General features: G+C 44.0%; 14 protein-coding genes. 3 read left to right on the top strand and 11 right to left on the bottom strand.

The features are described 5' to 3' along the window. Nucleotides 1-91: 91 nt before the first annotated feature. The 8 genes from D1614_RS14100 to D1614_RS14065 all read right to left on the bottom strand — a co-directional run bounded on the left by D1614_RS14100 (nucleotide 92) and on the right by D1614_RS14065 (nucleotide 8,728). Complete coding sequence (locus D1614_RS14100; protein WP_119438592.1) at nucleotides 92-1,048, bottom strand: nitrilase family protein; 957 nt, start codon at nucleotides 1,046-1,048, stop codon at nucleotides 92-94. Between the two features lie 112 nt (nucleotides 1,049-1,160). Beyond that, a complete protein-coding gene (locus D1614_RS14095) occupies nucleotides 1,161-2,684 on the bottom strand; it encodes a hypothetical protein (protein ID WP_147384226.1) in 1,524 nt (507 codons plus the stop codon). 7 nt (nucleotides 2,685-2,691) lie between these two features. Next, nucleotides 2,692-3,282 carry an HD domain-containing protein gene (locus tag D1614_RS14090; protein ID WP_119438590.1) on the bottom strand — a complete coding sequence of 197 codons (591 nt, stop codon included), beginning with the start codon at nucleotides 3,280-3,282 and terminating at the stop codon, nucleotides 2,692-2,694. Between the two features lie 118 nt (nucleotides 3,283-3,400). Further along, nucleotides 3,401-4,408, bottom strand: coding sequence for a tetratricopeptide repeat protein (locus D1614_RS14085; protein ID WP_119438589.1), 1,008 nt, complete (start codon nucleotides 4,406-4,408; stop codon nucleotides 3,401-3,403). A 204-nt stretch (nucleotides 4,409-4,612) separates the two neighbouring features. Continuing rightward, a complete protein-coding gene (locus tag D1614_RS14080) occupies nucleotides 4,613-5,500 on the bottom strand; it encodes a TraB/GumN family protein (protein ID WP_119438588.1) in 888 nt (295 codons plus the stop codon). Beyond that, nucleotides 5,497-6,399: a hypothetical protein gene (locus D1614_RS14075; protein WP_206610025.1), complete on the bottom strand. Its 903-nt coding sequence runs from the start codon at nucleotides 6,397-6,399 to the stop codon at nucleotides 5,497-5,499. The genes D1614_RS14080 and D1614_RS14075 overlap by 4 nt, the downstream gene beginning before the upstream one ends. A gap of 178 nt (nucleotides 6,400-6,577) precedes the next feature. Beyond that, complete coding sequence (locus D1614_RS14070) at nucleotides 6,578-7,222, bottom strand: YdeI/OmpD-associated family protein (RefSeq protein WP_119438586.1); 645 nt, start codon at nucleotides 7,220-7,222, stop codon at nucleotides 6,578-6,580. 165 nt (nucleotides 7,223-7,387) lie between these two features. Further along, complete coding sequence (locus D1614_RS14065; RefSeq protein ID WP_119438585.1) at nucleotides 7,388-8,728, bottom strand: MFS transporter; 1,341 nt, start codon at nucleotides 8,726-8,728, stop codon at nucleotides 7,388-7,390. Nucleotides 8,729-9,175: 447 nt separating this feature from the next. On the opposite strand from D1614_RS14065, the gene rbp reads away from it, so the two are divergent. The 3 genes from rbp (at nucleotide 9,176) to D1614_RS14050 (ending at nucleotide 10,850) form a co-directional block, all read left to right on the top strand. Continuing rightward, complete coding sequence (rbp, locus tag D1614_RS14060; protein ID WP_206610024.1) at nucleotides 9,176-9,448, top strand: RNA-binding regulator; 273 nt, start codon at nucleotides 9,176-9,178, stop codon at nucleotides 9,446-9,448. 1 nt (nucleotide 9,449) lies between these two features. Beyond that, nucleotides 9,450-9,641, top strand: a complete 192-nt coding sequence (locus D1614_RS14055) for a cold-shock protein (RefSeq protein WP_119438583.1) — start codon at nucleotides 9,450-9,452, stop codon at nucleotides 9,639-9,641. Nucleotides 9,642-9,980: 339 nt separating this feature from the next. Then, entirely contained in the window at nucleotides 9,981-10,850 is an 870-nt protein-coding gene (locus D1614_RS14050) for a sigma-70 family RNA polymerase sigma factor (RefSeq protein WP_119438582.1), read from the top strand. A 32-nt stretch (nucleotides 10,851-10,882) separates the two neighbouring features. On the opposite strand, the gene D1614_RS14045 is transcribed toward D1614_RS14050, so the two are convergent. From D1614_RS14045 to D1614_RS14035, 3 genes are all read right to left on the bottom strand, one after another. Beyond that, the gene (locus tag D1614_RS14045; RefSeq protein WP_119438581.1) at nucleotides 10,883-11,764 is read right to left on the bottom strand and encodes a class I SAM-dependent methyltransferase; all 882 of its coding nucleotides are present in this window, start codon (nucleotides 11,762-11,764) and stop codon (nucleotides 10,883-10,885) included. A gap of 22 nt (nucleotides 11,765-11,786) precedes the next feature. Beyond that, a complete protein-coding gene (locus tag D1614_RS14040; RefSeq protein WP_119438580.1) occupies nucleotides 11,787-12,233 on the bottom strand; it encodes a hypothetical protein in 447 nt (148 codons plus the stop codon). Nucleotides 12,234-12,326: 93 nt separating this feature from the next. Then, complete coding sequence (locus tag D1614_RS14035) at nucleotides 12,327-13,034, bottom strand: DNA alkylation repair protein (RefSeq protein WP_119438579.1); 708 nt, start codon at nucleotides 13,032-13,034, stop codon at nucleotides 12,327-12,329. Nucleotides 13,035-13,073: the final 39 nt, after the last annotated feature.

Raw genomic sequence — 13,073 nt, 5'->3', positions numbered from 1 at the left:
CGTTTTGAATCATGGCAAAAACTTCTGCCCAACATTTCTTATTTGTTTGGTTGAATCGTTTTGTTTCAGATTGAATTCGTCCGGCGCTGTTTTATGTGTTTTCCGGGTTTAGCCACACTACTTTTTGCTCGGGTACATGGTTTTGCCCGATAATGTGCTTGTACAGTTCCGGCCGTCGCGCCTGTATGTAGCGGTATCCGCCGGCCTGGCGTAGTTTTTCGGGCGAAAGTGTGGCAGTCACCATTTCGTTGTTGAACGAGCGGCATTCGGCAATTACATCGCCAAAAGGATCGATAATCATCGAACAACCATTTTTCAGCTGGTCGTCGTCCATACCAATCGGATTCGAGAATACGGCATAAATGCCATTGTCGTAAGCCCGTGCCGGGAGCCATTTCATCAGCCAGCTTCTCCCCTTCATTCCGTCGAACTCCAGCCGCAGCGAAGTCGGGTCGAGTGCGCGGTTCTCCCATAATTTGGGATCCACAAAACCGGCGCCCGGCCTGGTTGATGGCGTGCACATGGTTACGTGTGGCATAAAAATAACATCGGCCCCCAAAAGCCGGGTGGCCCGCACATTTTCGATGACGTTGTTGTCGTAACAAATCAATATGCCGCATTTCCAGCCCTTGATTTCAAATACGCAGTAGCTGTCGCCGGCGGTTAAATGCGGATTAATAAACGGATGTAACTTGCGGTATTTGGCTACCAAACCGTTTGCATCTACGCATACATAGGCCTTGTACAGATTATCGTGTTTGTCTTTTTCAAACAGTCCGGCCAAAACCACGATGTTATTCTGCCGGGCAATTTGGGTTAACCGTTCAATAGTGGGGCCTTCGGGTATCAACTCGGCCAGGTCGAGCATCTGGCTGCGCGAAAGCTTCCGGGCAAAAGTATAGCCGGTAAGCGAGCATTCGTGAAAGGCAATAACATCCGATCCTTCCTGCGCTGCCTTTTGCGCCAGGTTTTCGATTACCGATAGATTGTAGTTTTTATCGCCGCTCTTGTTTTCAAACTGGGCAGTTGAGATTTTTATTGGTTGCATGGAGTAATTGTTTCAATTAAAATTATGGGTAGTGGATTAAACAAACGCCTGTATAAGCGGCCTTTATTGTTTATATAGCTTTTTATTTATGAATTCGAGGCATGCCGTGCCATTACCGTTGACTTTCCTCTGTCAGATGTTCGAGCCGGAGCAGATACGGAGGTACCGACGCTGCTGCGCCAACATCCAGCCGTTCGTTGTACCCTTCGCCACCCCGGACTCCGGCCAGCAGTTCAGGATTGGCTCCCATACCGGTAGACAAAGTTCGTTCTGCCGGGTTTTCTTTTCGCATACTCCGCATGATCCGATCAATTGCCGCCTGTAAATTTACGGTTCCGGGCTGCGATGCAATAAGGGCATTGTACATTCCGGCCCCGGCTTTCGACCGCGAGGCCAATGCTGTTACGGCTTCTCTGTATTGCGCTTCATCCACACCGCCCGAATAGGGATTGTCCCGGTATTTTTTTGCCCGGACAAGGTGGGGAGCTACTTCCTGTCCACCTCCCTCAATTGTCATGTCACGGGCCAAAGTCCCCAGCAACGGAACCTGACCGCCAGCGTCGTTGTGGTAATACTGCTGATGCATGTCCATGTCTCCCAACCCGATATCCACGTCCATGTGATGGCCTCCTTCGGCATGCAGGTACATCAAACGGGCAATGTCGGAGAAATATTTTAGATCGTCGTAGCCACGACCGGCATTTACCGAGTTTGCAGCCATCCCTGAAGCCAGGTTTAATTCGTCAGCCGTTACTCCGGATGTAGAAGGCCCCTCAGCCACCAGTTCTTCGATAGCCCGAATGTTATATCCGCTCTCTATCAGCTGTCTTCTTTGTGCATCTCTTTTCGTAATTTTTGATTGATCGGCCCTGTAGTCTGTTCCTTCCTGACCAAAAAGTGCCCAAGGTTTTTTTATGCCTTCTTCAAAGTTTCGTGAATACCAAAGAGTGTGTGCCCAGGGAGTACCCTCTGTTTTTCCGGATGCTTCCAACATGGTTTCCAGGGCCGATTCCGACAGCGGGCCTCCCGACCAAAAGCGGTGGATCGACGGCGGAATTGCATGGTCTGTTCGCTGGCCAACGGGGCTTCCCAAAGCTTCCGATAAATGTGTTGCATCATCTGCCTGGGGCACAGGTGCCATTAACTGCTCCTGGTACTCTCTTCTGTAAGCTGTAATTTCAGGGAGTTTAGCTACATCCTCTTGTACAATCTGTTCAATGAGTCTAAGTATGCCCTCTTCATTATGATCATCGATCAATTGCCGGAGGTAAGCTTTGATAGTAGCCATGCCCTCTTCTTCCGTGTCCAACTGCGGTCCCTCATATCCTTCTATGTTGATAAGCACCCGTTGAATAATACCGGCGGTTTGAGCCGACTGTTTTATTTCCGGACTGTTATTGGCAGCTTTCCGGTAAGCCCTTAACTGCGTCGTCTGCGGAGTGTTGTTGCTTATCTCCCGGAGTCGGCGCTGGGCAATTGTTTCGGGTCGATGATCCACTACCTGAAGTGCTGATCCCCCGGTATTTTGCTCTTGAGCGCCGGCACTTGCAGCCGCTTGGCTTTTAGTATCCTGTTTATTTTCAACGTGGCTATGCATAACTTCTCTTCTCAGGTTTTGATCTGCTGCGTGTTGCAAACAGTATTTATTTCGTTAGTATTCCCTTTTTTACGCTGTCACTCAGAAGGTTTTCTGCGAACTCCCATAATTCTTTGGAGCCGTTTCGGATCGCTTTTTTCTTCTCATAAACCGTTTCATATTTTACCCCGAATTCTTTCCACGTTCCTCCGTTATTGGATGTATTCTGCAACAAAGGTTCAAGCCTGTCCATTGATCTGGCAAACTTTGCTTCGTTCGAAATCCCGTCTTCAAATTCGGTCCATAGTTCGATGAATTCCGCAGCTTGCTTCTCGGGTAAAATCCCAAAAATCCGTTTGGCCGATTTTAGTTCTTCCGCTGTATTCTCGTGATTTTTATTTTCATCGTAAATAAATGTGTCTCCGGCATCAATTTCCACAATATCGTGTATCAGTACCATTTTTATCACTTTACACAAATCAATCTTCTCGTCGGCATATTCGCTTAAAACCATTGCCATCAGGGCCAAATGCCAGCTATGTTCAGCATCGTTTTCATTTCGGTCGCTGTTAAACAATTTGGTCCTTCTCCGGATGTATTTTATTTTATCAATTTCCTTAATAAACTCTATCTGCTTTTGTAAATCCTCCTTTATCATATTTCATCTCCTTTTTTGTACTGGTGTTAAGATTGGACAAATTGTGAACTTGACTATATAGAAAGCCAATGCACTAAATAACCTGATTGCAATAGTAATCTTACCACGTCTCCTATTCTTAGTTATTAGCCCAGTTTTCAAATTTTTCAAACTCGGCTTTATTATCTTCAATCCATTTATTTATCTCCTCACCTTTCGATAAAGATATATAATAGCTATATGGTTTTGTTAAATCATTATTTGCTATCTCATAAAAGAAGGTAACATAAAAATCCCACCAGAATCCTGAGTTATCTTTTTTTAGTTCTCCCAAAATTTTGAAAAGCCCGTCATTATTTTCAGCAAATAATTCAAACTCTGATTTTCCTTTGTTTTCTTCCAAACTATTTGATGCTTTTGATAAACTGATCATCATTTCAGCTGCGCCAAAATCAGGGTCATTGTTCATTGGAACTACGACGTCTATGTTTTTTTCTGAAGTTTGTGAAACTCCATGATCAATATAATTTCTCAGAGTTTGATATTCGATTGCCGACCTGCTTGAATTTGGTTCCAACAACAAGAAAAAATACAACGGAAGCATGGCCTTAATTCTTGAACCTTTCTTTTCCATTATTTTACTCAAAACTAAGTGGCTACTGGCATGTGACGAATTATTATTAATTGCCTTTAAAACTGAGTCATAAGCTTTATCTGTCTCACCCGAATTAAAACAGGTAATGGCATAATTGTAATACAAAAGATAATAGTCAAAATCTTTCATCGCTTTCTCGTAATATTTTATTGCCTTTTTGGTTTGCCCCTGCATGTCAAGCGCATTTCCGTAAGTAATGTATGCAGCTAAAATATTCCCGTCGTTTAGGTCAATGACTTTTTTACTATATGATTCTGCATTCTTATAGTCTTTGTCAGAAAAATAAGAGAACGCAATTTCATAATTTACAAGACTTGAGTTCGGATCAATTTTTAAGGCTTTTTGATAGATTTCTATTGCTTTTTTATATTCTCCTTTGTCATGAAATTCAATTCCTTCTTTGACAAGATTTTCTATTTCTTGATTTTGGCCAAAAATGTAGCCGCAAATGAAGATCAATGAAATAGTGATTAGCAGCTTAGTTCTTTTCATAGTATTTGGTTTTTAAATATGTGCTTTATTTCGGGCATATGCAGCATTCTATTTTTCTGGTTGTTTTGTTAAATGGGCTCTGGTCGTTTATAAGTATTTGTACTTGCCTATATACTTACAAACGCGTACTAATTTAGTAAAAAACGATGATTGAAATTGCCCGGGAAATGAATTTAGACCGGATGCTAAGTTCCGGCATGCACTTTATTTTACTTCGACCGGTGTTACCGTGTACCCCAAATCCTTCAGCTGGCTGATCAACCCGCATTGAAACATTAAGTGGCTCAACCCAACTGCGATAAAGCAACTTTCGGTTTTTACATGCTGCTGAATTTGCTGCATCCATTTGTTATTGCGATCGGTTAGCACCAAAGTGTTCCGGCAGGGCTGGTCCATTCTGAAGTCAATATCCATTTTCCGGTACCATTCAACTTCCGGGCAAAGGTCGCGGCTTCCGGCTTTCATTCGGGCAATCATTCTGCTCAGCCTCTTTCTATGCACTTTACGGGGCATGTCTTCCACGTCTTTGTTGATAAGCGAAACCTGGTCTTCGGTGGTTTCCAGTCCGAGTACTTCCAATTGATTTTCCCGGGCAAGCGATTCAACGTAATCATCGAGCGAGCCATAATTGGCTGTCGGATCTTTCGCGATACACACCTTTTCCTTGTAACGCCGGCTTAAAAAGGCATACAATTCGGCCGGAGTCATTTTATCAAAGTCGAGCCTGCTGCCTCCAAAAAGAGCCCGGGCGTAGCTGTACTCATCCTTTTCGAGGTAGCGTTCCCATTTGGTGGGGGTTGTTCTTCGGTTAATAATGTCTTCCGCCAAACTACCGGGAATATTCAGGTTCTCCTTGATCAGCAAGCGGCATGAAAGAAGCGCCTCACTGGCAACCGTCAGGGAATCAAAAAAAGGCTTTCCAAAAGCATGGTGGGTTCCGAACAGGTAGGAAATGTGCTTGTTATCGGGAGAAGTAACTTTAAACAATACCGTATTGAAAGAATCAGTCTTTGTTTCGTTTTCCGTTTGAGCTGCAACAGCCTGCGCCCAAAGCACGGAAACAATAAACAGTAAATTTCTTATCGTGATCATGGTAAACTCCAAATTATTTGTTTGTTGCCAGGCCCTTTGAATAACACCAAATGCGGCCGGGGTGTACTTCCGTCAAATATCAGCTCAGAGGAAAACAGCAGTAGTTCATCACCCCAAAAAGACACCCAATGCGGTGTGAGTGGTTCAGACTGCTGCCAAATGATGTTCCGTTTTCCCGATTCACCGATCATAACGAACGACCTTTGTCCCCAGTAAGCCAGCAGCAGTCTTCCCTTGTGGTAGTCAGCATCAAACACCTGGTTCCGGTTAAGCGGTGCGTCCGTTACGGCCTTGTCAATTAAATCATCCCATTGTTTTACGATTGTCCCGTCGTGCTGAACCAAATAGCAAGCCTCATTTCCGAGCAAAAGAATTTGATTGTTTTCATTGGCTCTTATCCTTTTTACAGCATCGCTAAACCCGAAATACTTTGTGGGCGTTCCGCCCTTTGTCAGACTGTAGACTTCGGGATAACTGCCAAAAACAATTTGAGTGTCGGAAACCATAAAAAAGCCTCCTTCTCCCAGGCGCCATTCGTCTTTGAACCAACTCCATATTTCTGTTGGTTCTTCACCTGCCTTTGATTTTAAAATCCTTGTTTCAAACTCTTGCCGGGCCTGCAAATAGCGTCTTTCTATGATGTAAATTTCATTCCCTTTGTGAGACAACATATAGTCGCTGGCAGGATACTCTGATTTGAGAAACAGCTCTGGTTCCGAATCTTTCTCCGCAATCATTATGCAGGCGTGATGACTGGGATCGTCTACCGGGTGGATGTACGACCAAAGAACTTTTTCGCCTACCTGAATCATGTTACCGGTCGGGTGTGCCATTGCCGGTAAGGTTACGATAAGCGTTAAGATTATCAGAACGATGCTATGGATTTTAAATGCCTTCACCCTGTAAAATTTTTGTCTACCTGCCATGGTGCAGTTTGCCGGTTTTAAACTCAATCATTATTATACCTACAGTTTATAAGTATTGCCAGGCGCTAATAATTACGTGTTTACGCGTAAGACTTTGAGCGAATGAAGCAGACGATGGTTCCTTCGGATGATTTTACTGAACGGGTTACTGCTACCTGCTTCGGTATTGGTCGTGCAAGCCTATTCCCTTAAAAATATTGTCTTTACAGGCTTCTATACGGCTCAGGCGGGTTTCTGCCTTTTTCGGTTGCGAAAAGTAAAGAATGTATCCCCGTTGCCGCCCGGGAGTGAGGGCATAAAAGGCTTTCTCAAATCCGGGATACTCGATGAATTGTTGAAGAAGCTCAGCAGGCATTGGTTCGGGGTTCTTCTTAAATTCCACTTTTGCTCCGGATTCTTCCAGCTCTATGGCTTCCTGAACGTACTCTTTCAGAATATCCTGTTGCCAGACGATATCCGCAGTACTCGTAAATTTCACCAAACGGACAGACTGGGAACTTTCGCCATGCTGACTCAGAATTTTGTGCGAATCTTTTAGCAATACGCCTTTGAAAAAGCTAAGAGAGGCATACTCTTTAAAAGCGCTTACAATCAGTACATTTTTTCCGTCCAGGGTGTAACACGGTACCTCCCATTTTATTTCTTCGGTTAGCCCGCACTCCAATACGATCTGCCGCAAAGTCTCCAGCTCTTCCCGCCAGCTGTTTACTTTGCATTGGGGAGTCCCTCCGTATTGGCAGCGCATACATCCGTCAACCAGGTATTTATCTACCTGTGGGTTTAAGTCTATCTTCATTCGCGTGAATATTGTTTAGTGAAACTCCTGGCAGCAAGCTCTCGAGGTCTCACTGATTCAACAAAAACAATTTACACAATGTTTACCGGAAAGCGGTAGCGAGCTTCCAAGCACGAACTTCAGATATTTGAAATCGAGGGACATAAAAACTTCAAAAAGAGCCGGCTAATTTTCAAGTTTATCCTGAGGATTACAGGCCTTGTAGCTCATTGCGCTTAGTGCCACAATAAACAGAACCATGCTGTAAATTCCGTAACTGTAGCTTCCGAGGCGGGTGTAGGAAAGGCTGAACAGAATGGGCCCCAGCGCACTTCCGAAGACAATCAGCGACATTACAAAGCCGGTGATCTTCCCGAGGTGCTCGCGGCCATAGTAACGGGGCCAGGTAACCACCATCAGCACGTTGTAGATTCCGCTTACAATGCCGTTGCCAATAATAAAGCCCACGTAGTAAAAACCGGGAGACATATGCGCCATGCAAACCAAGGTTAGCAGTTCGGCAAACAACATCAGGTAAAGGAGGTAAACCAGTTTAATCCGGTCACTTATCCAACCACCCAGCAGGGCAAAGCTTACCGAAATAAACGAAGCCGGAATAAAAACCGCCAGTGCCTGGTCGCGCCCCATTCCGGCAGCTTCAAAAAGCGAAACCAGGTGAAAGGTAAAACCGGTAATGTAAAGGGCATAAATAGCCAGCGGTAAGGCGAAAAGCCATAAGGTAAGATTATTGCGGGCTTCCTTTAAGGTAAACTGTTTAAAGGGCTTTATCGTTACGTTGTGCTCGCGGTTGCCGTGTTTCTCCCCATCCGGGATCATCCCCAGATCTTCGGGGTTATCGCGGAAAAAGACAAAAACAAAGGCAGTAAAGAAAACGCCGATCGCCAAAGCCATCCACAGCCAGGCCATTCGCCAGGAAGTTCCCTGGATCAGCATATCGAAAGTAAGCGGTGCCACCGAAAACCCGAGCGCCACAAACACAGAGGAAATGCCGTTCACCAGCCCCCGGCGTGCGATGAACCATTTCATAAGCATATTGCGCGAAACCATGGTCAATACCCCCTGCCCCGCAAAACGAAGCATAAAAAAGAACAAAATGAGTACCGCAATGGCTACTCCCACATAGGCCGGCGAAGCAGCAGGAGCCAGCAGCCGGATTATTCGGTCGGACTGGCTCAGCAAAACAAGCACTGCTCCCAGCAACAAAGAGGTTCCCATTCCCACCCAACGGGCACCGTAGCGGTCGTAGATCTTTCCGGCATAAGTCAATATAAGCGAACTGCCAATGGTTCCAAACATATAAGCAGTGCTAAGCTGATCGCGGCTGATACCGATACTTTCAAGCAAATAATCGGTAAATGTGGAAACGCCCATCGTTTGCCCGGGGGCGCTTGCCAGAATACCCACGGTTGCCACCACCAGAACCACCCATCCGTAAAAGAAAGGAACTTTCGCGGGTTTCAACAAAAAGTCGTTGTAGCGTTGTTTTATCGAAGCCTGGTTTTGCATGGCGCAAAGGTAAGGCTGTTTTGCCTGAAAGCAACACGCTTTGCTGATCCGGTTAAAGGATGAACGGATTTTGCCTTATTACCTCTGTCGTTTTACCTGCTTTTCGAATGTCCATTCCGGGTTTTTATGACGTTTATTCCCTCTTTCTCATTTCAGAAAATACTGTAAATAAATTGTTTTGAGAACAACAACCGTTACTGGCAGCCAGTTTCAGCCCTTCGCAGGCAGGTTTTGTACTCCCAATAAAAAGACGTACTTTTGATGCTTCTTGATTAGAATCGTAATAGAATTATTATTCCCGATAATAAATGTGTTTTTTTCTAATTGATTAAAATGATCAGTAGCTCATAGGCTATACGAAAAAAACATAGTTCTGCTATTCAATTTCTTATTTCTACCTGCTACAAAGTAATAATCAGGCAAAATCAGAATCAAACGTTCTGATGGATGCCAGCAATAGTTTTTTATATGAATATTTATGTTGGAAACCTTGACTTCAAGGTAAATGAAAATGACCTCAAAGAAATTTTTGAGGAGTACGCTACTGTTAGCGATTCAAAAATTATAACAGACAGATACAGCGGACAAAGCAAAGGTTTTGGATTTGTAACCATCGACAATGCTTCGGATGCCAATAAAGCAATCAGCGAATTAAATGGAGCCACCCTTGAAAACCGCGAGCTTGTGGTTAACGAAGCACGCCCAAGAAAAGAATTCTAGGATGAGTGCAGGCAAAGTAAAATGGTATAACGAAGTGAAAGGCTTTGGTTTTATCGAATTGGAAGAAGGAAAAGATGTATTTGTACACCGCACTGGTTTAGCGAATCCCATGCGAGGACTTACCGAAGGTCAGCAGGTAAATTTCGAAACCAAAACCGGTAATAAAGGAATAGAGGCTATTAACGTAAAATAGCCTGAAATAAGCCAATACCTGCGTTAATTTAAAAAATTAAGCAGGTATTGGCATTATATGCCTCTCGAAACGCTTTAAATGTACGTATTCCCAACAAATTGAGTAACTTGCAGGTTCTTAACCAAATTACCGGATCAGAGTTTTAGTACCAAAGGAGCGTATTGCTCTACCTTGTTTGCATACTGGAGATGACAAACAGGTTCCGCAGAAATAATGCAATTTCGCCGCAGCTGGGAGGCATTTTACCCGGCCAGGTGTACTACTTTTTGCATCGTAACTTTTGAAGCCAGCATTGTATAAAATGATCAGAAAAACAATAACAACAGAAACAGAAGAAATATGCGGCAGTTAAAAATAAACCAGCAGATTACCCATCGAAACGAGAACTCTGTTAACATCTATTTTAAAGAAGTGGCCAGGCATTCGTTTGTTTCTCCGGAAGAAGAGGTGGAACTGGCACGGAGAATCAGGGAAGGCGACGAGGCAGCCTTGCAAAAACTGGTGGAAGCCAACCTTCGTTTTGTAATTTCGGTAGCCAAACAATACCAGAACCAGGGCTTATCCTTTGTCGACCTTATCAACGAGGGGAATGTCGGATTGGTAAGAGCTGCCGGAAAATTTGACGAAACCCGGGGCTTCAAATTTATTTCCTATGCTGTGTGGTGGATACGCCAGTCGATTATGCAGGCCCTATCGGAACAAACCCGAATTGTAAGATTACCGCTCAACCGAATGGCTTCCATTTCCAAAATAAAAAAAGCCACCTCATTTCTGGAACAGCGGTTTGAACGAGAACCCACCAACCGCGAATTAGCGGATTACCTGGAAGTAAAGGAAGACCTGGTGGCTAAAAACAATGCCATCAAATTTCACCACATTTCATTCGACAAACCTTTGTCGCACGATGGAGACAGTGACTTTACGCTTTACGACCTCATACAAACCGACAATACGCCTTCTCCCGACACCGAGCTGCTGGTCGAGTCGACCAGGATCGATTTGATTCGTACATTGCGAAAACTGGACAAACGAGAAGCGAAAATCATTATCCTGCATTATGGTTTAAACAATCACAAACCACACAGTCTTACTGAAATATCCGAGATTTTACAAACATCTACCGAGCGGGTCAGACAGATCAGAGGTGTTGCCCTGTCGAAAATGAAAAAACTGTTATCGGGAACAACCTGTATTTACAACGACATTTAACACTGCACTTGCTGCCATTTTCATCAACTAGCTCATCCCAATCTTTTGATGACTGTTGATTTAAAATTGTATTGATTCACCTCCTGCTTTTTCAGGGCAAACCGGGTTGTATCCAGGTATTTTTCAATAAACGGCAAATCGGGGGCATAGTAAAAACTTCCGCCGGGTTTTAAGCCATGCAAAATATCCATGTAGGCTTTTGCATACCCAATGTAGTTACCGTCTTCCCGTAAATGGTGGTGGTTAAAATGATTCGAAAACCCCAGGTTGCTAATGATTGTCCCCCACTTTGCGTGCCCGTAATCAAACTCCAGCCAGTCGCCGGTGAATAAATTGGCCGCCTCAAACAAAAACCGGTCGATCCCGAAAACTTCCACACCCCGCTCGTGCAGAAATTTTACCAGGTTTCCCTCTTTCCCGCATCCCACATCCAACACCGGCTGCATCAACGATTCGGGATCAATTGTTAAAATCCCGAGTTGCAAAGCTGCGCTGTACTCCGAACAGGCAACCGGCTCAATATAAGGCCCGGCATTTTCGTACAACTTACCGCCAAAGGCATTGTACTCCTGCAACCAGCTTTTTAGCTTTTTATAATGATTTTCGGAGATGGCGTCGACCGATTGGTCCTTTTGCTGAATGGAGGCCAGTAAATCGGCATAAACGTCGCGTAAAGCCTTTTTCGATTCGGCACCAAACGAGTAATACTGGTTTACCCGGCAAAACTCTTCATGCGCTTTATCGGCGGCATAGTCAATCAAAACACACTGCTGTTCCGGGCTTAGCTCATTGAGTTTTGAAATAGCCTCAACCGTTTCACGAATAAAACGAAGCAGACCGGGCTGGTCGAGAAACAGATTCTTTCCCCGGTTGGAGGCGATTTGCTTATCAATACTTTCAAGGAAATTATTCATGTAACTTTTGTTGTATCCTTAATTAATCGCTAAACTTTTTGTTTATCATTTTAGAACCCCAAGCAACTCCCACCTGAAGAACAATCATAACAATTGCCCATAACAATGACGCAAATGTTTCCTGGGTACTTATATCGTCGTAAACTAAATGCACTTTGGTACGAAAATCTGTTTGCAAACGGTTTATTTTCATAAAATCTGTATTCCCCAAATATTCTTCACAGTTGAGTTTAACATTGGTTCTTACTTTATTGTGTAAAATAAAATTCTGAACCGAGTCACAATAAGAGACCAATATTTCTGCATCTGCTGGCATGTCGGAACGAATGTGTTGAAACATTCTCATTTCGAACAAAATAAACTCATCAGAAATTCTGTCTTTTTTTATCCAATTTAATAAAAGGCCGCCTACGATAATTAAATAAACAACATTGAGCAATGTCTTCAGGGCAATTCTTTTTTGCTTCATTTTCAGTTTTTGGAATGTTGGTCAATTTTGATTTTAAAGATAATCTTTTATGTTAATCCCAATCATTTCCAGAGCAAATGCTTCTCAATACGTTTATTTCTTCATTGCCTCCTGCCTCAATTCCCTGGGCATTTTTTCGATGGCGTACCGCAAAGCCGTTCGCGGCATCACGGCTTTTTTTTGCATCACATACTCAAAAACCCTTTGCTGATCGTACTGACTGGCGGCTTTTAACATCCAGCCATAACCTTTCTGGACCAGGTCGTCGGTATCGAGCAGCAGCAAGTCGGCAATTTCAAAAATATCGGTATGAAACCGTCCTTTCCGTGCAGGAATGATAAAGGTAACGGCTGCCGCACGTCGCATCCACCGGTTTTCGGATTGGGTGAAGGTTTTCAACTCTTGTACATAATCGGGGTACATTTCCATAAACTCAGCCAGCGAATGGTTGCAAAAGGTATCGCACGAAGCCCAGTTGCTGATGTACGAATCCACCCAATGCCGGAACAGCTTAAAATCATCGGGCTGAAATTGTTTTCGAAGAGCATACGTCCAGTTACAGGCAATAAACGACTCTTCAATCATTCCCGATTGCCACAGCGTTTCGTTAAGGGCGAATATTTCGGCTTTGGGCAGGTGTTTTATATCGGCAAAGCATTCCTTGCTGATCTTTTGCACCACAGCGGTTTTAACGCCGTAAAAACGAATGGTTTCCTTGAAAAAGCGCTGGCTGTTTTTTTGGGTGTTTTCGTCGGTGCTTTGCAGCAAGCGCTCCCGAACGCGGTTAATTATTTCATGCATAGCTGATGGTTTTAGTTGAAGGTATCTGTTACTTTCTTT

Origin of the sequence: Maribellus luteus (assembly GCF_003576475.1) — a bacterium.
Lineage (GTDB): Bacteria > Bacteroidota > Bacteroidia > Bacteroidales > Prolixibacteraceae > Draconibacterium > Draconibacterium luteum.
This window is presented reverse-complemented; position numbering and strand designations above follow the sequence as displayed.

Bases quoted from the DNA above. Each gene is read 5' to 3' on its own strand.
- D1614_RS14055 (WP_119438583.1), top strand. From the start codon at position 9,450: ATGAGTGCAGGCAAAGTAAAATGGTATAACGAAGTGAAAGGCTTTGGT.
- D1614_RS14050 (WP_119438582.1), top strand. From the start codon at position 9,981: ATGCGGCAGTTAAAAATAAACCAGCAGATTACCCATCGAAACGAGAAC.
- D1614_RS14045 (WP_119438581.1), bottom strand. From the start codon at position 11,764: ATGAATAATTTCCTTGAAAGTATTGATAAGCAAATCGCCTCCAACCGG.
- D1614_RS14040 (WP_119438580.1), bottom strand. From the start codon at position 12,233: ATGAAGCAAAAAAGAATTGCCCTGAAGACATTGCTCAATGTTGTTTAT.
- D1614_RS14070 (WP_119438586.1), bottom strand. From the start codon at position 7,222: ATGAAGATAGACTTAAACCCACAGGTAGATAAATACCTGGTTGACGGA.
- D1614_RS14100 (WP_119438592.1), bottom strand. From the start codon at position 1,048: ATGCAACCAATAAAAATCTCAACTGCCCAGTTTGAAAACAAGAGCGGC.
- D1614_RS14035 (WP_119438579.1), bottom strand. From the start codon at position 13,034: ATGCATGAAATAATTAACCGCGTTCGGGAGCGCTTGCTGCAAAGCACC.
- D1614_RS14065 (WP_119438585.1), bottom strand. From the start codon at position 8,728: ATGCAAAACCAGGCTTCGATAAAACAACGCTACAACGACTTTTTGTTG.
- D1614_RS14090 (WP_119438590.1), bottom strand. From the start codon at position 3,282: ATGATAAAGGAGGATTTACAAAAGCAGATAGAGTTTATTAAGGAAATT.
- rbp (WP_206610024.1), top strand. From the start codon at position 9,176: ATGCCAGCAATAGTTTTTTATATGAATATTTATGTTGGAAACCTTGAC.
- D1614_RS14085 (WP_119438589.1), bottom strand. From the start codon at position 4,408: ATGAAAAGAACTAAGCTGCTAATCACTATTTCATTGATCTTCATTTGC.
- D1614_RS14080 (WP_119438588.1), bottom strand. From the start codon at position 5,500: ATGATCACGATAAGAAATTTACTGTTTATTGTTTCCGTGCTTTGGGCG.